Raw genomic sequence first — 18,501 nt, 5'->3', positions numbered from 1 at the left:
CTTCAGGAGAAAGCGTTCCTGAAGCTGGCAAGGGCTTCCTCCGGATCTCCGGAGGCCCAGCCCTCGAGCCCCACGGGACCCGAGTAGCCCAGCGAGCGCAGCTCGGCCGCGATGGCCGGATAGTTGATCTCCCCCGTGCCGGGTTCGCAACGTCCAGGTACGTCGGCCACCTGGACCTCGCCGAGATGGGACAGGGAATCGCGTAGTAGCTGGATGAGGTTCCCCTCCCCGATCTGCGCGTGGTAGAGGTCAAGCATCATCTTCACGTTGGGGTGCCCCACGCCAGCCACCAGCGCCAGGGTGTCCTTGGCCCGCCCCAGTGGAATTCCGGGGTGGTCCAGGATCGTGTTGAGGTTCTCGAGCACGAACACCACCCCGTGTTCCATGCCGAGGGCGCCGAGCTTCTCCAAGGTGCGCGAAGCGGTCAGCCACATTTGCCCGGTGGCGCGATGGCGCGGGTTCGCCGCCTGTCCGTCGATAAGTTCCGCGGGGTGGATGACCAGGCGTTTGATGCCCAGTTCCAGAGCCGTGGGGATCAGCTCCGCCGCGGTGCGCAGAACCTCCGCGCTTCCCTCCGGGTCCACGAGGCTTCCGGCGGAGTAACCGGTCATCGAGCCGAAGTTCGCGCCCGTCGCCTTCAGTGCAGCGAGGTCCTTGGTGCGCGAATCCCACATCTCGATCCCGAAACCTAACGCGTGGAGCTTCTTCACGCGTTCGACGAAGGGAAGATCGAGGAACACCATTTCCGCACAGACCGCTAGTTCAAGGCTCACAGGACACCGCCCGTGGTTGCGCGCTCGAGCACAACGGGCGCACCGGTGCGGACGGATTCGACACAGGCTAGGGCGATTTCCAGTGCGTCGATGGCTGCCTGCGCCCCGGGAGTGGGCACCGTCGGGGCCTCACCAAGGCCCTTGCGCGCGGCGATGAGCCGGGCGAAGTGCGCTAGTTCGTCGCGGTAAGCCTGGGCGAAGAGCTCGGTGTTCACGCGCGAGGTTGGCGCCAGTGCCCCGGCCGCGGTGTAGCTGCCACTGTGGAGCTGCACCGGGTTGCCGGCCACGGCCATTCCTGCGGAACCGAAGATTTCCCCGCGCACATCGTAGCCGTAGAGGGCGCTGAAGCTGGCCTCGGCCACCGCGATCGCCCCATTGTCGTAGCGCAGCGTCACCACTGCGGTGTCCAGCAGACCCGCCTCGCGGTAACCGGGTTCAACCAGGGCATCGGCGATGGCGCGCACCTCGGTCACCCTGGCACCCTCGTTGTACCAGTTCAGCGCGTCGAAATCGTGGATGAGGGTTTCGGTGAAGATGGTGTTGGGCTTGATGCGCCCTGCATTTGCGATGCCTTCGGCGACTCCCGGGTCGCGGGTCAGCGAGCGCATCAGCTGCACCTCGCCAAGGTCCCCTGCCTGGATACGCTTCTTAGCCTCGGCGAAGTCGGAGGCGAAACGCCGGTTGAAGCCGATCTGGAATTCGACGCCAGCACGTTCGACGGCGTCCAGGGCCGTGCGCAGTTCTTCGAGCCCGTGGCCGGCCGGCTTCTCACAGAAAATGTGTTTTCCCGCGACCGCTGCCTGGATTATCAGTGCCGAATGGACGGCCGAGGGTGCCGCGATGAGCACGCCGTCGATGTCGGGATCCGCGAAGAGATCGGCGGGGTCGGTGGTGTGCTTGGAAATGCCCAGCTCGGCGGCCAGTGCAGCCGCGGCTCCGGGAGCCGGATCGGCTAGAGCCTCGAGCCTCACCCCGGGCAGGTTGCCTGCCAGTGTGCGGGCATGGAAGGCACCGATCCATCCGCAGCCGATGACGGCAATGCGGATCGTTTCCTTGGCCGGGGGCACTTCAAGTGAGTATGACATTACGGGGTATCACCCTTCTTCTCTAGAACGTTCTAGTATCTGCTTTCCCGGCAACTATGCCACACTGTGAAACAATCGTCTAGATCGTTCTAGGTGAATTTACGAAAGGCACCCCCATGGCCCCGAGCACTCCCCCGACCCGACGCCCCACCCTTGCGGATGTGGCCCGGGCATCCGGCGTCTCCGTGGCCCTGGCCTCGATCGTGATGCGCGGTACCGAGGGCGCCAGCGAGGCATCCCGCACCAAGGTCAAGGCCGCCGCGCTGGAGCTTGGATATCGGCCGGATTCGCGCGCGCGTTCACTGCGCAGCCACCACAACCGGACCGTCGGCGTGGCACTGCTGCTGGGTGAGCCCGTGCATGCCGAGCTAGCCGATGCCCTGTACGCCGAGGCCGAGACACGGGGTTATGAGATCATCCTGGGCGCGATCGGAGGCAATCGCGACGAGCGCCGCGTTCTGAATACCCTCATCGATGCGGGGGCGGAGGCCATCATCGGCATCTCCCCCACCCTCACGGCGGCACAAATGGCGCAGGTGGCCAGCCAAGTGCCGGTGGTCAGCCTGTTGCGCGGCTACCGCCAGCTACCCTCGGTGCTCACCGACGAGGCCGCGGGAATCGACGAACTAGTGGCGCACCTGTTGCATCTCGGGCACCGCCGGCTGTTGCATTTGGACGGCGGACACGCCGTGGCGGCCACCCAGCGGCGCACCGCCTTCGAGCGGGCCGTGGCCCGCTCGGCGGGCAACGTCGTCGGAACCGTGCTCGGCGCCGGAGCAGACGAGAGCACCACCTTCGACGTGTTGGACGCATACCTACGGGAGACAGCGGCCGAGAAGCGGGCCACCGCGGTGCTGGCGTTCAACGACAGGGCCGCACTGGGCGCCCGCAGGGCGATCGATCTGGCCGGCCTCCAGGTGCCGGGCCAGATCGCACTGACCGGGTTCGACGACAGCGAATTCGCCCGACTGTCCCATGCCGACCTGACCAGCGTGCGCCAGGATGTCGCCGCGCTGGCCTCGGCCGCAATGGCCGCGGCCACGTCACCGGGCGCGGCCTCCAGCCGGCATGCTCCACATCTGGTGGTGCGAGGCAGTAGCGCCACCTCAAAACGCTGACGGACCACCGATAGGGGGCGAACCGATCGAGCTCGGTTCGCCCCCCTTCCCGGTCCCCAGTCCGGGAGCTTCACCGTGACCTACGAGTTGGCCTCGGCATCTTCCGCGCGAATGAGGTAGATCGCACCGGTGGAGACATCGTCCTCGAGGTCCTCGAGGGTACGGCCGCGAGTCTCCGGGACCTGGGTGGCCACGAAGATCAGGGCGAGCACACCGATTCCGGCGAAGAGGAAGAAGGAACCGGTGATCCCGATCCCCGAGACCATCGACGGGAATAACAACGCGAGGAAGCCGTTGGTGGTCCAGCCGAAGAACACGGAGATGCCGATGCCCAGGCCGCGCATGTGCAGCGGGAAGATTTCGGCCAGCCACACCCACACTGCGACGTTCAGGAAGGTCTGCATCGAGAAGACGAACGCAACGACGAGAACGAGGATCACGATGGGACGGGCGGCGTTGCCCTCGGGCAGCAGCACGCCGGCAACACCGACCAGCACGTGACAAAGAGTAGTCAGCGACAGGCCGATCAGGAACGTCTTCCGGCGGTCCATGCGGTCCATGTTTCGCAGGGCAATGAAACCGCCGACCACGGCGACCACACCGAAGGCGATATTCGCGAGCACCGCCTGCTGAGCGGACATGCCGGATTCTTCCAACACGCGGGTGCCGTAGTACATGATCGAGTTAATGCCGGTGAGCTGCTGGGCCATGGATACGCCGATGCCGACGAGAATGATGCGCATGAGCCACTTGTTGGTCACGATGGCCTTGATGCCAATTGACTTGTTGCCTTTTGTCTCCGCGGCGGCGGTGCGCTGTACATCGTGCAGTTCGGCCAGGGCGCGTTCGGCGGGGCGCACGGTTTTCAGCACCCGCAGCGCCTCGGCGTAGCGGCGCTTCTCGACAAGCCAGCGCGGGGATTCGGGCATCCGCAGCATGCCAATGAACAATGCGACCGCCGGAATCGCACAGACGGCGAACATGAAGCGCCAGATGCCATCGACGGTGCCGCCAAGGGTCGCGGCGATAATCGCATTGATGACGAACGCGGACAACTGACCCACGACGATGGCCAGCTCGTTGCGTCCGGTGATCGAGCCGCGGATCTCGTAAGGGGCGATCTCGGCCAGGTAGATCGGGACGACGGTGGAGGCTCCGCCCACGGCAATGCCCAGCATGATCCGCCCTGCCACCAGAATGGCGAAACCTGCCGGTGAGAACGTACCGTGTTCCGGGCCGCCCGGGGAGAAGATCACCAGCAATGTGCCCACGAAGAACAGCACCGCAAGCAGGATGATGGTCTTGCGGCGCCCCCACAGGTCGGAAATCTGACCGCAGACCAACGCGCCGAAGGCGGCGGCAAACACCAGCGAACTGATGACCACGCCGATCTGGATCAGGCTCAGTCCCAGCTCCTCGGCCATCGGCCCCTCAGCGCCGTTAGCCACGCCGGTGTCGTATCCGAACAGGAGGCCACCGAAACAGGCGACGATCGAGATCAGTCCGATTCGCTTCTGATGAGGTCCCGGCGTCAATGGGGGCAGCTTTGCCCCAGCCAAGACCTGATGCTTTTCGGACATGGAAACTCCTTTGTTGTGACCGGTTGAAGCGCATGGGGTCGGTGGAAGCTCGAGGATTCGAGGAGATCAGGTATGCGATCCGGGCGACCGGAGCATTGTGCTTTACCACCGAAGAGAGTGACACACTTCACGAAATCAGTATGTAAGGACATTACGTCATTTGATTGTCCGATGCAATGGAACACAAGAAATTCGCAGGCAGAAAGCCCCTCTGAGGGCCCCCGAGATGACCTCGGCCTCGACGTTCACATACGTACAATTCCTCGTGGAAGAGCATCTCGCAACACGATCCGGCATCCCTGCGGATTCGGCGCGCGATACGTCGCGGCACGAACAGTGCCAGCCATGCCTACACCGATGACTGCGAGACCGATGGAATCGCTGAGGAAATCTCGTGGATGATGGGTTGATCTTGAGGTGTGTCCCGCAGGCAGGAGAGCGATCCGGCTTTGGACTTGGCATGTTGCAACCGCTCCACGCTGGATTTCCAGTGCCGGCGATCACGGATTTCATGGAACGGCGCCCCGCGAGGGGGAACCGGCAGACGAGGAGCGGGGTTCCCGGTATCTACGTCAGATGCCTAGCCTCCGGGCACGCGCATAACAAGCGCTACCGGACCACCAGTTCAAACGTCTTGCCCTGCTAGTCGCAAACCGATCTAGACGTCGGCCGGCTGCCAGTCCGGTGCCGCACGCAGCGCCACTTTGCCCAGTAATGAGGCAGCCCGACGCACCCCTTCCTCGGAGTTGACCAGCACGTCCTCATGCTCGATGTTCAGCGTGCCGTCATACCCGGCGGCGCGCAGCTGGTACACGAAATCGGCCCAGAAGGCCTCACCGGCTAGATGCCCCAGGCCCAGCGTCACGTAGTTCCACGCTCGTTCCTGCGGCAGCGTCATGGCCGTTCCGTCGTACAGACCGTTGGTTGCCACAATCGGCGCGTTCAGTCGCACGTCCTTGGCATGGACATGGACGATCGATCCGGCCAGCTCACGAATCACGCTCGTGATATCGGCGCCCATGGCCATCAGGTGCGAGGGATCTAGGTTGACCCCGATTGACCGGCTGCCCACGGAATCGATCAGCCGCCGGGCGGTCGACGCGTTGTAGACCAGCTGAGCGAAGCACGGCTCGATGGCCAATTGGACGGACTGCTCCGCGGCGAAGAACGCAAGATCCCTCCAGTAAGGAATCGCGACCTGCTCCCACTGATGTTCCAAGATTGCCACGTTCTCCGGCGGCCACGAGCTGGTCACCCAATTCGGTGAACTATCCCCCGCCGCCGCGGGCAACCCGGACATGCACACGACTGTGGGCACTTCCATAAGTCGCGCTAGGCGGACCGTTTTGCGCAATACGGTGTCCTGCGCCGGACCCGACACCGGATGCAGTTGGTTCCCATTCGCGTTCAGTGCGCTAATGCCCAATCCGTGCGCGGCGACCTTGCGCAGATACTCCGCACGCGCCGTCTCGGAATCCAGCAAACGGTCCAGGTCCAAGTGGGGCGCCTCGGACCAGTTGCCCGTGGGCAACTCGATCGAGCTGAGCCCCAGGTCAGCGGCGATGTCCACGACATCCTCGAAGCTGCGTGAGGACAGCGAGTCCGTGATCATTCCTATCTCCATGGCGGTGCACCTTCCGGTTAACGTGTTTGCGTCCGGCCCCTCGGGGCCGGACGCAAACGGTGATGACTAGACTCGTGCGGCCTCGGCCGCGGCCACACTGCTGCGCATGGTTTGCAGCTGGTACTTTGCGACTTTCTTGGCGTTTTCATTTTCCGCAAAAACACACGACACCATGACGGATTCCTCGCGAGAGGTGAAACCGTTCTCGGCCAGTCCCCCAAAGAATTCGTCCCAGTTCACATCACCATCACCGATTTTCAGGTGCTGATGCACACGCACCGCATTGCCCGGCGGATTGGTGATGTAACGCAACCCGTGCGAGGCGTGATGGTTCATGGTGTCGGCAACGTGCACCACGCGTAGCTTCTGGCCAACCGCGGCCATGATCTCCAACGGTTCATCCTTCATGTGGAAGGTATGCGCCGCGACGTAGGCAAAGGACAGGTTGGGAGAATTAACTCCTCGAATGACCCGCCAGCCCGCCAGCCCTTCCTCCACAAAGTCATCCGGATGCGGGTCGAAGGCAACATTGATGCCTTCGGATTCGAAGAGCGGAACAAGTTCCTCCATGGAGCGGTAGAACGCCGCCTCGGATTCCTCCGGCAGCTCGGGGCGGCCAGAGAACTCGGTGTTCATTTGGTTCACACCCAAATCCACGGTGATCTGGATGGCGCGCTTCCAATAGCGAACGGCGGCCTCGCGCAGCACCGGATCCGGGGATGACCAGCGGTGCACCGGCAGTACCGAGGCGATTTCAATGCCGGCCTTTGTGCATGCGGACTTCAGATCGGCGACCAGCTGGTCATCCGCCTTCGGGTGGGTGAAGAAGGGCAGCAGGTCCTGGTGCGGGGTGAGCTGCAGATACTTGTAACCAAGTTCTGCGGCCAGCTCGGGAAATTCCAGCAGCGAATGGGTGTGATGGAACGGAGTGGGGTCAAGAGCAATCTTCATCGATGGATCCTAAATCTCGTGGCTAGCTGTACAGGGCTGGCTTTTCGTTGAGCTTCACTGCGACCTTTTCGCCGGTGCGCTGTGCCTCGACGCCCGCCTCACAGCAGGCCGCGGTGGCGTAGCCATCCCAGGCGCTCGGCCCACCCAATTCCCCGACGGCCGCGGCGTCAACCCAGGCCTGAATCTCGGTATCGTAGGCGGCGCCAAAACGTTCCTCAAAACCGGGGGTGACGTTGCCGCCCCATTTACCAGAGGTGCGTACATACGGTCCCGAATCGTTGCCGATGGATACGATGCCGGTTTCGAAGGACGCCTGGGTAGCGACCTCGTAACCAAAGAGTGCATTGACGTAGATTTCCACGTCGGCCAGAACACCGGACTCGGTCTCAAGGAGCACGTGCTGCGGATCGTGTTGGCCTTCCGGGGCGTTTTTGGTGGCCTTGCCCAGGCGCACCTGCACCGAGGTGATTTCCTCGCCGGTAAAGAAACGGATGGCATCAAACTCGTGGACGACCGAGTCGTTGATCAGCATCTCGTTGGTGAAGCCGGCCGGGGTGTCGGGGTTGCGGTGCTGGTGGTGGAGCATCAGCAGCTCGCCCAAGTCACCACCGGCAATCAGCTCGCGCAACTGGGCGTATTCGGCGTCGTAGCGGCGCATGAAGCCAACCTGAATGCGCTTGCGGCCCAGCTTGGCCTCGGCCTGCACCACGGCCCAGGACGACTCGGCATCCGGGGTCAGCGGCTTTTCGCAGAGGATAGGGATGTCCCGCTCTAGGGCCTTGAACAAGATGTCCTGGTGCAAGAAACCCGGGGTGGCGATCAGGATCGCATCGATGTCAGCGGAGTCCAGAGCCAACTGGGCGTCGGTGAGCGCCACTGCGCCTTCAATCCCGGCGATGGCGGCATTGGCCCTGGCCTCATCGATGTCGACGACGGCGGCAACAACGGCACCGGAGATCCTGTGGTGCAGGCGCTGGATGTGATCGGCGCCCATACGTCCGGCTCCAATGACCGCTACGCGCAATGGTGAACTCATCTGGGGTGTTTCCTTGTCTTTAAGAGCCCCTTTTAAGGGGCCAGCAGCGTTGGGGTGAGGGTGGTGCTAGCGGACGCGCGTGCGTGAACCGCAGGAGAGCAGGTGTGTGGCGGTGCGCTTGGCAATGGGCATGGGAACCGAGAAGTCTAAGACCGGGTACATATCCTGTTCAACGATCCCGTAGACGGGTTTGTTCAGGGCCTCCACGGCCTCGATCACCGCGCGCAGGTCGGGCAACCCGTTGGGTGGTTCCACCATGACCCCCGCCTTGTTGGCAGCTGCCCAGGTCATATTCTGTTCCCTAACCGTGGCCAGCACGCTCGGGTCGATCTGCTTTAAGTGCAGGTAGCCGATGCGCTCGGGGTGCTTGCGGATCAATTCCAACGAGGAGGCTCCCCCATATTCGGCATGACCGGTGTCTAGACAGAGGTTGGTGTAGGCGGGGTCGGTGTTCTGCAGGAAGGTTTCGATGTCCACCTGGGCGCAGACGTGTGAGTCGGCGTGCGAATGGAATTGCTGCTTTAGCCCGAAGTCCTCCAGCAGGATCTTGCCCAGTCGGTCATGTCCGGTGAAGAGTGCGTCCCAGCCAGAGGCACTGAGCTGCTCACTTTCCACGGCTTCACCCGTGACGTCATCGCGCCACATGGCGGGGATGACCACGATGTGTTCTCCTCCCATGGCGGCGGTGAGTTCGGCTACCTGGCGAGCCGGTTCCCAGGCTTCGTCCCACGCCGCGGCACTGCCGTCGAGTCCGCGGTGGAAGGCGGTGAATACCGTACCCGCACACACCTTCAGGTCACGAGCCGTCAGCTCCTCGGCCAACCGCACCGGATCGGTCGGCAGGTAACCATAGGGACCCAGCTCGATGGTCTTATATCCGGATTCGACGACCTCATCGAGGAATCGTTCCCAAGGGGTCTGTTTGTCATCATTCGGAAACCAGACACCCCACGAATCCGGAGCAGTGCCAATGATGAGCTTGTTCTCGATGTCCGGCATCTCGCGGACCTTTCTCTCAGGAGTCGTGAAGTGAAGTGTGTGCTGCCGTGGTGGCGGGCGGTTGGGGCCCGCCACCGGTGCCTTGGGCGTTGTTGGGTTCCCGAGGGCATTTAGTGGGCTAGCGCCCTAGTTCGAGGGGAACGCGAAGGAAGCATTGGATTCTTCCTTGTGTTCTGGCCAGCGCTGGGTCACGGCCTTGCCACGGGTGTAGAAGCGCACACCATCTGCACCGTAGATGTGGTGCTCACCAAAGAGTGAGTTCTTCCAGCCACCGAAGGAGTGCCAGGCCACCGGAACCGGCAGCGGGATGTTGACCCCGACCATACCGACGTGGACACGACGCGTGTAGGTGCGTGCATCGGCACCGTTGGAGGTGAAGATCGCGGTGCCATTGCCGTACGGGTTGGCGTTCACAACCTCGATGGCTTCGGCCAGGGTTGCCACGCGCACGATGGCCAGAACCGGTCCAAAGATTTCCTCGGTGTAGGCGCTCATTTCGGTGTTGACCTTGTCGATAATGGTCGGGCCAACAAAGAAACCGTTTTCGTGGTCCTTGACCACCAGGTCGCGGCCGTCAACGATGATCGCGGCACCGGCCTCAGCTGCCTCACCCACGATCTTTTCGACGCGGGTCCTGGAGACCGGGGTGATGACCGGGCCCATGTCGGCCTCGGCATCCAATCCGTGAGAGACCTTGATGTCCTTGGCGCGGGCCACCAGTTTATCCACCAAAACGTCGGCGGCGGTCCCGACGGCAACTGCCACGGAGATGGCCATGCAGCGCTGTCCGGCGGAGCCGAAGGCCGCGGCCGTGAGGTGGTCGGCGGCAAGTTCCATGTCGGCGTCGGGCATGATCACCGCGTGGTTTTTTGCCCCACCCAGCGCCTGAACACGCTTGCCGTTGGCGGTAGCCGTCTCATGGACGTACTTGGCGATGGGGGTGGATCCGACGAAGGAGATTCCGTCGATGAGCGGATGGTGCAACAAACCGTCAACCGTTTCCTTGCCACCGTGCAGGACCTGGAAGACGCCGTCGGGAAGTCCGGCTTCCTTGAAAAGGCGAGCCATGAACACTGCCGCGGAGGGGTCACGCTCGGAGGGCTTGAGGATAAACGCGTTGCCAGCGGCAATTGCGACGGGTGCCATCCAGAGCGGGACCATCACAGGGAAGTTGAAGGGTGTGATGCCGGCGACCACGCCAAGGGGCTGGCGGAAGGAGAAGACATCGATGCCGGTGGAGACCTGGTCGGAGTATTCACCCTTGAGCGACTGCGAGATGCCGCAGGCGTACTCGACAACTTCTAATCCGCGACCAATTTCACCGGCGGCGTCGGAGAGGACCTTGCCATGTTCGGCAGTGACAATGTGGGCCAGGGCGTCGGTGTTGGCTGCCAGCAATTCGCGGAACTTGAAGAGCACCGCGGTGCGCTTGGCGATGGAGGTGTCCCCCCAGGAATCGGCTGCGGTGCGGGCGGCAGCAACGGTTGCTTCCACGTCGGCTGCGGAAGCCAGCGCCAAGTTGGCGGTGATTTCACCGGTGGCCGGGTTGTAGACCGGCTGGGTGGTGGTCCCCTCGCCGGAGGTCTCAAGACCATTGATGACGTGCTGGATGGTGGTCACCGAGGTGGCCTGAGTAGTGGTGCTCATGAAAAGACAGTCCTTCTGTGGTGTGAGTTCGTTGGGGTGAGGGGTTAGCCCAGGAACGGGCGTTGGCGCGCTTTGTGCCCGGTGTAGGTATCGAAGGCGGCTTGGGTGCTCTCGAGGTCCGATTCCCCGGAGACCGGCACGTCCCACCAGGATTCGGAGTCCGGGGCGTCCAGTAGCGGATCGGATTCAACGTGGATCAGGATCGGGCCGCTGCCTTCCGGTGCGGCCTTGGCCGCGGTCACGGCCTCGGCGAGTTTGCTGATCGCGTCGGTGCCCGGTTCGATCCTGATGACCCGCACGCCCAAGGACTCGGCGTTGGTGGCCAGATCGATCGGCAGTTTTTCCCCGGCATCGAAGGAATGCGTTTTTGCGTCCAACTCACGGTATTGAGTGCCAAAGCGTTGGGAACCCAAGGATTCGGAGAGCGAACCGATGGAGGCGTAACCGTGGTTCTGGATCAGCACGGTGATCAGTTTGATGCCCTCGGCCACCGCGGTGACTAATTCGGTGTGCATCATCAGGTAGGAGCCGTCCCCGACCATGACCACCACGTCGCGGTTATCTGCCGCACCGCGGGTCGCCTCGTCGATGACCGCGCGCTTAACGCCCAGGCCGCCGGCGATCTCATATCCCATGCAGGAGAACGCGTATTCCACGTGGTAACCGTAGGCGTCCTTGATGCGCCACATCTTGTGCAGGTCACCGGGCAATGACCCGGCAGCACAGATGACCACGTCGCGTTCGTCCATGGCGCCGTGAACGGCGCCGATGATCTCATTTTGCGCCGGCAACGGGTTGTGCCGGGTGGAGAAGGCAGCATCCACCGTGGCATCCCAGCGCTTCTTTTCGGCGGCGATCATGGATTGAAGATCGGCGCCAACGCGGTACCCACCCAGTGCGGTGTTCAGTGCGTTCAACGCCTTGCGCGCATCGGCGACGATAGGCAGCGCGGTGCCGTGCTTGTAGGCGTCCAGCGGTGCGACGTTGATGTTGATGAAGCGCAAATCGGGGTTCTGGAAAGCAGTGCGTGAGGCGGTGGTGAAATCCTCGTAGCGGGTCCCGACACCAATGACCAGATCGGCCTCGGCGGCCAGCGCGTTGGCCGCGGTGGTACCGGTGGAACCAATGGCACCGAGCGAATGTGGCGAGTCCCAAGCGATGGTTCCGACACCGGCCTGAGTGTAGGCGACAGGGATGCCAGTTTTTTGGGCCAGTTCCAGCAGCGCCTCTTGGGCGAAGGAATACAAAACGCCTCCACCGGCAATAATCAGCGGGCTCTTTGCAGCCTTAATCATTGCCGCGGCACGGGCGATGTCGTCAGATTCGGGTTCGGGTCGACGAATTTTCCAGTCTCGTTCTGCCAGGAATTCCTCTGGCACATCAAAGACCTCTGCCTGCACGTCTTGGGGCAGGGAGATGGTCACCGCCCCGGTCTCGGCCGGATCGGTGAGCACCCGCAGTCCGTGCAGCATCGCCGAGAAAAGCTGCTCGGGGCGGTTGACTCGGTCGAAGTACTTGGACAGCGGTCGGAAGGCGTCGTTGACGGTGATGTCGTAACCGTGTGAATGTTCCAACTGCTGCAGCACCGGATCCGCGGCCCGGGTGGCGAAGGTATCGGAGGGCAACAAGAGCACCGGGAGACGGTTGGCCGTGGCCAGCGCCGCGCCGGTGAGCAGATTGGAGGAGCCCGGTCCAATGGAGGTGGAAACCGCGTAGGTAGCTCGGCGACGAGTGTGCCGGGCATAGCCGACGGCCTGGTGCGACTGGGCCTGCTCGTTTCGGCCCTGGTAGTAGGGCATGAGGGCGGGATCGCGCACCTGCCACTGCTTCAGTGCCTGGCCCACTCCTGCCACGTTCCCATGCCCGAAGATACCGAACATGCCCGGGATGAGTCGTTCGCGATAGGACTCGGCACCGATGTTATCAACGGTGTATTGCTTGCCCAGGAATTCCACGACGGCCTGGGCGACAGTCATTCTGCGTGTAGCCATTACTCTGCGGTGCTCCTATTCGGCGGGGATGTTGGCGGGGTTAAGCAGGGAGGCTGCGGTGGCTACCGCTGCGGCGACGTCGCCGTCCTGCGGATAAAGCAGGGTGCGACCGACGGTGAGTCCTTGGACCCCGGGTAGGGCCAACGCCGCTTGCCAGGATGCGAAGACTTCATCCGGGGATCCTGCTGGGTCTCCACCGAGCAATACGGTGGGCAACGTGGTGGCGGCCATGACTCGTTCCATCTCGGGCACCACCGGAAGTTTCATCCAGGTGTAGGCGCTGGTGCCGCCGAGTCCGGAAGCGATACCGATCGACTTGATCACCGCATCGGGGCTCAGATCGTTTCGGACCTTGCCTTGGTGCCATTCGGAAAGGAACGGCTCGACCATGGCGATGAGCTTGCGCTGCGCCAGTTCGTCGATGGCATGGGCGGTGGCTTCCAGGGTTACGGCCGTTGCGGGGTCGCCCAAGGCGATGCGGGTGAGCATCTTGCCACCGTCTGCGCCGATGTCCGCCAGTGCCTGGGCGGTGTGCCCGGTGAAGCGATCATCAAATTCGTTGACATAGCCGGATAGCCCCCCGCGGTTCATTGAACCAAAGACCAATTTGTGCTCGAGTGCGCCGAGCAGCAACAGGTCATCAAGGATGTCAGGGCTGGCCAAGATGCCGTCAACGGCGGGGTTTTGCAAGGCAATCTGGAGTCGGTCCAGCAGTTCGCGGCGATCTGCCATGACCATGGTGCGATTGCCAACCGATAGCGCGCCGCGTGCGGGGTGGTCCGCAGCGATGATGAAGTTCTGTTTCCCGGCGCGCGCGCCCTCGTGGCGGATTCGAGTGGTCGCAGCACGGGCCACAGCGCTCGGATCTTCCAGACGAAGGGTGGTCAAATGTTCGTAGCGGCGCGGATCTTCGCGATCGGCGGACGGGTTGGCGCTCATGGGGAGACCTCGATGGTTGCTGGCCCGGGTACGGTGCGGCCACGTTCGGCCAACAATGCGTTGACCTCGGATGGAGTAGGCATGTCGTCGGAGCAGGCCAGCCGGGACGCGACGATGGCGCCCGACGCGTTGGCATAGTCAAGGACTTGTTCCAAGGGCCAGCCGGAGAGCAGCCCGTGGCAGAAGGCTCCACCGAAGGAATCTCCGGCCCCGAGCCCGTTGACGGTCTGCACCGGCACCGGGGCGGAGACCACGCGTTCGGTGCGGGTCTTAGCCATGACGCCCTCGGCGCCCAGCTTGACCACGGCAATTTCGACTCCTGCTGCCAACAGTCGATCAGCCTGCTCGTCGGGAGTGCCTTCACCGACGGCCACGGCACATTCCTTGTCGTTGCCGATGGCCACGGTGACGTGGGGAAGGATCTTGGCGACCTGTAGCCGGGCGGCCTCTTCCGACTCCCAGAACATGGGACGGTAATCCAGATCCAAGACAGTGAATTGGTCGGATCGTAACGTGTCACGGCTACGCATTTCGTGGGCGGCGATGTGGGCGCTGGCGCTGGGTTCTTGACTCAGTCCGGTGACGGTGGACCAGAAAATCCGTGTACTGCGGATGGCGTCTACATCGAGTTCTTCGGTGGCGATCTTCCAGTCGGGCGCGGTAGGGAAACGGCCGTAGAAGTAGAGCGGGAAATCTTCCGGCGGCATGATGGCGCAGAAGGTGACGGGAGTCTGCAGTCCAGGCACGCGGCTGACATGCCGGCGGTCGACGTTGAACTTGTCTAGTTCGCGCTCAAGGTAGCTGCCGAACTCGTCGTCGCCGATGCGGGTGATGACCGCGGTACGGCGCCCGTGTCGGGCCGCGGCAACAGCCACGTTTGTGGGCGATCCGCCCAGGTACTTGCCGAAGCTGTTCACCTCGCCGAGTGGGACTCCGATGTCGTTCGGGTAGACGTCGACGCTGATGCGTCCGATGGTGAGTACGTCGTGAGTCACGCGGATCGACGTCCTTTCTTCGCTGGTTCCTGGCTGTGCGGTTTCGCATCAGCTTTGAGGGGTTCATGATTGTGAGTCAAGCCACAGGAAATACTCTGCACCATAAACTTTGTCCTGTCAAAGGTTTGTACTGTCATATTTACAACGAGAGTAATGAAGCGACGCTCGGTCACAAGTCTCATCATTCACTCAAGCCTCACGGGAGCTCGGGATGGCCAGCTCGCCGGTGGAATATTGGGCGCGGCCAAATCCGAACGACCAATCTTCGGCACCGTTTTCCAGATAGCCGATAAAGACATCCTCCCCGGCCACACCAACCCCCTGCAGCTCGCGTGCGATCGCGGCAAACAGGGCGCTCTTGGCTTCCCCGGAGCGCCCGCGCTGGGTGAAGATCTGGATCATCACCACTGCATCGCTGCGCTCAAACCCAAGCCCGGCATCAAGAGCAACAACCTGGCCGCGCGGATGTTCGGTGATGACATGGAAGTAATCGCCCTCCGGGATGCGATACTCCTCCACCACTGCGATATGAATGGCCCTACTGAGCTTCTCCAGCTCCTCGGGCGCGCGCCCCTCGGTAACATCAATGCGAATCATCGGCATGATTCCCACACTCCCTTCCCATTTAGCCGGGGCAACCCATCTCAATTCGGTGGACACTAAAACAGTTTGTCCTGACATACTGACAAAGTCAATAGGCGAAATGACGCACCGCCACTAACAACTCACCCTCGTCACTCTCTGCGGAAATGGATACGGCCAAAACTTTGTATGGACAACTTGACCTAGTGTGGATATATTTTAGGTAGGCCACATTTTGGAGCGCTCCAAAATATCCCTAGGGCCGCCGCGCCTGGGTGCCCTGGTCCAACATGTTGACCGATTTCGACAGATCCAGCGTTGAATCGCCGGAAGCTCCCGCCCTCACCATCTCCAGAAAGTAAGGAAAGCCATGAAACTCGGTGTCTACAACGCCGTCCTGCACGACCGCTCGCTACCGGAGGCACTTAAAGCCGTCGGCAAGGCTGGTTTGACCGGGATCGAGATTAATTCCGGCGGCTTCCTTCCTCCGGTGCACATCCCAAATTTTGACGAGATCCTCTCCAGCGATGCCGCCCGTGACGAATATCTGGGAACCTTCGAGGGAACGGGTGTTTCGATCGCAGGGCTAAATTGCAATGGCAACCCCCTGCATCCGAACCCAATTATCGGTGACGCCCATGCCGAAGACATCCGTCGTTCCATCCGACTGGCCGAACGTCTGGGTCAGGACCGAGTGGTCACCATGTCAGGTCTACCGGGCGGAGAGCCCGGGGCCACCACACCGAACTGGATCGTCAACGCCTGGAACTCCGCCTCGCTGGATGTCCTCGACTACCAAATGGGTGTTGCCGCCGATTTCTGGATGGAAACCGACAAACTTGCCTCCGATCACGGTGTGAAGGTGGCACTCGAACTCCACCCGCAGAATGTTGTCTTTAATCCCGCGGGAATTCGCGAACTGATCGAGCGCACCGGCGCAACACACGTCGGTGTCGAGCTTGATGCCTCCCACCTTTTCTGGCAGCAGATGGACCCGGTGGCTGTCATCCGAGATCTCGGCCCGCTGGTCTTCCATGCTGCAGCCAAGGACGTTCGGATTAATCCGGCGGCCGCCATCTATGGCGTGCTGGATAACCGCTTCCGCAAACTCGATATTTCTGAGCCGCGCACCAACCTTGGCGGGGACGAATGGGCCAATGAATGGCCCAAGGACGCCGCCTGGGACTTCGTGGCCCTCGGCAAGGGGCACGACGCTGCGTATTGGACGGAATTCTTACGTGCCCTGCACGAAATCGATCCCGACATGTGGGTCAACATTGAGCACGAAGACGTTTCCTTGGGCCGCATCGAAGGCCTCGAGGTCGCCTCGACGGTGCTGCGCGCCGCCAATGAGGCACTGGCCGGTACAACGCGGTGATTGCTTGGGCCCGCTACCCCTACGAGGGCCGCGTAGTGCTCGTCACCGGAGCCGGCTCCGGCATCGGTCGCAGCATCGCCCGGGGATTCTTGGAGCAGGGCGCCACGGTGGTGGTTCTGGGTCGCACCGCGAGTTCGTTGCGCACCACGGTCCAAGACCATCCGGAAGACCGGTCCCTGGTATTGGTCTGCGATGTGACCGATCGTGCCGAGGTCGGACGGTCAGTTGCCGATCTGCTGGCACGTTTCGGCCGACTGGATATCGTCATCAGTAATGCCGGCTGGTGCGAGCCCAGTGATCTTGAGACTTTTGACGATGACGCGTGGCACCGGATGCATGCGGTCAACGTTGACGCGTTCATCATTCTGGCCAGGGCTGTTCTGCCGGCGTTAAAGACAAGCCGCGGCAATATCGTGGCCATTTCCTCGGTTTCGGGAATCCGCGGAGATTGGAACCAGTTCGCCTACAACGCCACCAAAGGAGCCCTGAACGCCATGGTCCAGAGCTTGGCCCTGGACCTAGGTGACCACGGGGTGCGGGTCAATGCCGTGGCCCCGGCCTTCACCGATACGCAACTGACCCGACAGCGGTTGGAGGATCCGGTGTTCGCCGCACGGCTGTTGGACCGGCTCGCCCTGGATCGGCCAGCAACGCCGGAAGATATTGCCCGTGCCGTGTTGTTCTTGGCGAGTCCAGATGCCGGATACATCACCGGGGCCATTATTCCCGTAGACGGCGGAACCACCGCCTCCTCGGGAACGCCTCGCCCGATATAAATCGAACGGCGCCCGATACCCGGTGGACTCCACCGCGTATCGGGTGCCGTTGGTTAACCGCGGGGCAGGCGGGCCAGATCAGCGGCCCCAACGAGGCCCGCGTCGGGCCCCAATTCTGCTTGGGCAATTTTTGCGTACGGCCGGTAGCCACGCCCGCTCAGGGCCTTTTTGTAGGCGACGGTGGCCGCCTCAATCAGGGAAGGCGAAGCCGAGCCTAGTCCCCCGCCAATAACCATGATTCCTGGATCCAACACCGCGGCCAGATTCGCCAATCCCAACCCCAGCCACTCACCTGCCTCGGCCACCAGATCGGAGCAGGCCGGATCCCCGGCCTCGGCCAAGCGCGTGACCATTTCACCGGTGACCGCCGAGGCGTCCCCATGAGTCTCGGCGCGCAACGCATGCGCCACCGGAGAGTTGGAGCCGGCGAGGCTACGTCCTTCGCGCCCCAGCGCATTGCCGGAAGCATATTGTTCCCAGCATCCACGGTTTCCGCAGGCACACCGGTGTCCACCGGGAACCAGTGTTTGATGCCCAAATTCTCCGGCGACGCCAAATCGCCCGCGCTGCAGCTTTCCACCGAGCACGATGGCACCACCGATTCCCGTGCCGAGAGTTAGACACAACATCTCGTTTTCACCGCGAGCCGCTCCGAAGCGGTGTTCAGCCCAGCCCGCCGCATCAGCGTCGTTGCTCAACATCACGCTGCGGCCCAAGGCCAATTCAAGGCGCTGGCGCAACGGTTCGTTGCGCCAAGCCAGATGCGGGCTGAAAAGTACGGTGCTTCCGCTGGAGTCCATCCAACCGGCCGCACCCACGCCAACTACCGCGGAAGGTGCCTGCTCGCCGAGTAGCGTCACCAGTTCTACCACCGTGGCCTCAACGGCGCGCGCATCGTGGCCGGGGGTGGGGCGGCGGAGCCGATCCACCACTTTCCCTTCGGGAGTCACTAATCCCGCGGCAATTTTCGTTCCACCGATGTCTACGCCGATGGCGAGTTTTTGCGCGGGCATGAATTCTCTTCGGT

General features: G+C 62.5%; 16 protein-coding genes. 3 read left to right on the top strand and 13 right to left on the bottom strand.

Annotation, left to right across the window (positions count from 1 at the left end; genetic code table 11):
* Positions 1-2 precede the first annotated feature (2 nt).
* Both KUF55_RS02705 and KUF55_RS02700 read right to left on the bottom strand, forming a co-directional pair.
* Positions 3-773 carry a TIM barrel protein gene (locus KUF55_RS02705; protein WP_255557255.1) on the bottom strand — a complete coding sequence of 257 codons (771 nt, stop codon included), beginning with the start codon at positions 771-773 and terminating at the stop codon, positions 3-5.
* Positions 770-1,858 carry a Gfo/Idh/MocA family oxidoreductase gene (locus KUF55_RS02700; RefSeq protein ID WP_218817911.1) on the bottom strand — a complete coding sequence of 363 codons (1,089 nt, stop codon included), beginning with the start codon at positions 1,856-1,858 and terminating at the stop codon, positions 770-772. Before KUF55_RS02700 ends, KUF55_RS02705 begins: the two co-directional genes overlap by 4 nt.
* Before the next feature lie 116 nt (positions 1,859-1,974).
* Here KUF55_RS02700 and KUF55_RS02695 point away from each other — a divergent pair, with 116 nt between their 5' ends.
* Positions 1,975-2,976, top strand: a complete 1,002-nt coding sequence (locus KUF55_RS02695) for a LacI family DNA-binding transcriptional regulator (protein ID WP_218817910.1) — start codon at positions 1,975-1,977, stop codon at positions 2,974-2,976.
* A gap of 80 nt (positions 2,977-3,056) precedes the next feature.
* Here the strand turns inward: KUF55_RS02695 and KUF55_RS02690 are convergent, their stop codons facing one another.
* From KUF55_RS02690 to KUF55_RS02645, 10 genes are all read right to left on the bottom strand, one after another.
* Positions 3,057-4,556: a sugar porter family MFS transporter gene (locus tag KUF55_RS02690; protein WP_218817909.1), complete on the bottom strand. Its 1,500-nt coding sequence runs from the start codon at positions 4,554-4,556 to the stop codon at positions 3,057-3,059.
* Between the two features lie 658 nt (positions 4,557-5,214).
* A complete protein-coding gene (locus KUF55_RS02685; protein ID WP_218817908.1) occupies positions 5,215-6,180 on the bottom strand; it encodes a sugar phosphate isomerase/epimerase in 966 nt (321 codons plus the stop codon).
* A gap of 66 nt (positions 6,181-6,246) precedes the next feature.
* Positions 6,247-7,131 (bottom strand): sugar phosphate isomerase/epimerase, encoded by an 885-nt coding sequence (locus tag KUF55_RS02680; RefSeq protein WP_218817907.1) that lies wholly within the window; start codon positions 7,129-7,131, stop codon positions 6,247-6,249.
* Between the two features lie 22 nt (positions 7,132-7,153).
* Entirely contained in the window at positions 7,154-8,167 is a 1,014-nt protein-coding gene (locus tag KUF55_RS02675) for a Gfo/Idh/MocA family protein (RefSeq protein WP_218817906.1), read from the bottom strand.
* A 66-nt stretch (positions 8,168-8,233) separates the two neighbouring features.
* Positions 8,234-9,166 (bottom strand): sugar phosphate isomerase/epimerase, encoded by a 933-nt coding sequence (locus tag KUF55_RS02670; protein WP_218817905.1) that lies wholly within the window; start codon positions 9,164-9,166, stop codon positions 8,234-8,236.
* 126 nt (positions 9,167-9,292) lie between these two features.
* The gene (locus KUF55_RS02665) at positions 9,293-10,813 is read right to left on the bottom strand and encodes a CoA-acylating methylmalonate-semialdehyde dehydrogenase (RefSeq protein WP_218817904.1); all 1,521 of its coding nucleotides are present in this window, start codon (positions 10,811-10,813) and stop codon (positions 9,293-9,295) included.
* Between the two features lie 44 nt (positions 10,814-10,857).
* Positions 10,858-12,789: a 3D-(3,5/4)-trihydroxycyclohexane-1,2-dione acylhydrolase (decyclizing) gene (iolD, locus tag KUF55_RS02660; RefSeq protein WP_218818675.1), complete on the bottom strand. Its 1,932-nt coding sequence runs from the start codon at positions 12,787-12,789 to the stop codon at positions 10,858-10,860.
* 30 nt (positions 12,790-12,819) lie between these two features.
* Positions 12,820-13,743, bottom strand: a complete 924-nt coding sequence (locus KUF55_RS02655) for a deoxyribose-phosphate aldolase (RefSeq protein WP_218817903.1) — start codon at positions 13,741-13,743, stop codon at positions 12,820-12,822.
* Complete coding sequence (iolC, locus tag KUF55_RS02650; protein WP_218817902.1) at positions 13,740-14,738, bottom strand: 5-dehydro-2-deoxygluconokinase; 999 nt, start codon at positions 14,736-14,738, stop codon at positions 13,740-13,742. Before iolC ends, KUF55_RS02655 begins: the two co-directional genes overlap by 4 nt.
* Positions 14,739-14,927: 189 nt before the next feature.
* Positions 14,928-15,341, bottom strand: a complete 414-nt coding sequence (locus KUF55_RS02645; protein WP_218817901.1) for a tautomerase family protein — start codon at positions 15,339-15,341, stop codon at positions 14,928-14,930.
* A 349-nt stretch (positions 15,342-15,690) separates the two neighbouring features.
* On the opposite strand from KUF55_RS02645, the gene KUF55_RS02640 reads away from it, so the two are divergent.
* Both KUF55_RS02640 and KUF55_RS02635 read left to right on the top strand, forming a co-directional pair.
* Positions 15,691-16,698: a sugar phosphate isomerase/epimerase gene (locus tag KUF55_RS02640; protein WP_168152435.1), complete on the top strand. Its 1,008-nt coding sequence runs from the start codon at positions 15,691-15,693 to the stop codon at positions 16,696-16,698.
* Positions 16,699-16,733: 35 nt separating this feature from the next.
* Positions 16,734-17,474, top strand: coding sequence for an SDR family NAD(P)-dependent oxidoreductase (locus KUF55_RS02635; protein ID WP_218817900.1), 741 nt, complete (start codon positions 16,734-16,736; stop codon positions 17,472-17,474).
* 53 nt (positions 17,475-17,527) lie between these two features.
* On the opposite strand, the gene KUF55_RS02630 is transcribed toward KUF55_RS02635, so the two are convergent.
* Positions 17,528-18,487, bottom strand: coding sequence for an ROK family protein (locus KUF55_RS02630; RefSeq protein ID WP_168152433.1), 960 nt, complete (start codon positions 18,485-18,487; stop codon positions 17,528-17,530).
* Positions 18,488-18,501 lie beyond the last annotated feature (14 nt).

Origin of the sequence: Paeniglutamicibacter sp. Y32M11 (assembly GCF_019285735.1) — a bacterium.
Lineage (GTDB): Bacteria > Actinomycetota > Actinomycetes > Actinomycetales > Micrococcaceae > Paeniglutamicibacter.
The sequence above is the reverse complement of the archived record's forward strand: the minus strand, read 5'-3'. Positions and strand labels throughout refer to the sequence as shown.

What these genes read in the sequence shown, in the direction of transcription:
- KUF55_RS02700 (WP_218817911.1), bottom strand. Translation starts at nt 1,858, where the DNA reads ATGTCATACTCACTTGAAGTGCCCCCGGCCAAGGAAACGATCCGCATT.
- KUF55_RS02695 (WP_218817910.1), top strand. Translation starts at nt 1,975, where the DNA reads ATGGCCCCGAGCACTCCCCCGACCCGACGCCCCACCCTTGCGGATGTG.
- KUF55_RS02690 (WP_218817909.1), bottom strand. Translation starts at nt 4,556, where the DNA reads ATGTCCGAAAAGCATCAGGTCTTGGCTGGGGCAAAGCTGCCCCCATTG.
- KUF55_RS02685 (WP_218817908.1), bottom strand. Translation starts at nt 6,180, where the DNA reads ATGGAGATAGGAATGATCACGGACTCGCTGTCCTCACGCAGCTTCGAG.
- KUF55_RS02680 (WP_218817907.1), bottom strand. Translation starts at nt 7,131, where the DNA reads ATGAAGATTGCTCTTGACCCCACTCCGTTCCATCACACCCATTCGCTG.
- KUF55_RS02675 (WP_218817906.1), bottom strand. Translation starts at nt 8,167, where the DNA reads ATGAGTTCACCATTGCGCGTAGCGGTCATTGGAGCCGGACGTATGGGC.
- KUF55_RS02670 (WP_218817905.1), bottom strand. Translation starts at nt 9,166, where the DNA reads ATGCCGGACATCGAGAACAAGCTCATCATTGGCACTGCTCCGGATTCG.
- KUF55_RS02665 (WP_218817904.1), bottom strand. Translation starts at nt 10,813, where the DNA reads ATGAGCACCACTACTCAGGCCACCTCGGTGACCACCATCCAGCACGTC.
- iolD (WP_218818675.1), bottom strand. Translation starts at nt 12,789, where the DNA reads ATGACTGTCGCCCAGGCCGTCGTGGAATTCCTGGGCAAGCAATACACC.
- KUF55_RS02655 (WP_218817903.1), bottom strand. Translation starts at nt 13,743, where the DNA reads ATGAGCGCCAACCCGTCCGCCGATCGCGAAGATCCGCGCCGCTACGAA.
- KUF55_RS02645 (WP_218817901.1), bottom strand. Translation starts at nt 15,341, where the DNA reads ATGCCGATGATTCGCATTGATGTTACCGAGGGGCGCGCGCCCGAGGAG.
- KUF55_RS02640 (WP_168152435.1), top strand. Translation starts at nt 15,691, where the DNA reads ATGAAACTCGGTGTCTACAACGCCGTCCTGCACGACCGCTCGCTACCG.
- KUF55_RS02630 (WP_168152433.1), bottom strand. Translation starts at nt 18,487, where the DNA reads ATGCCCGCGCAAAAACTCGCCATCGGCGTAGACATCGGTGGAACGAAA.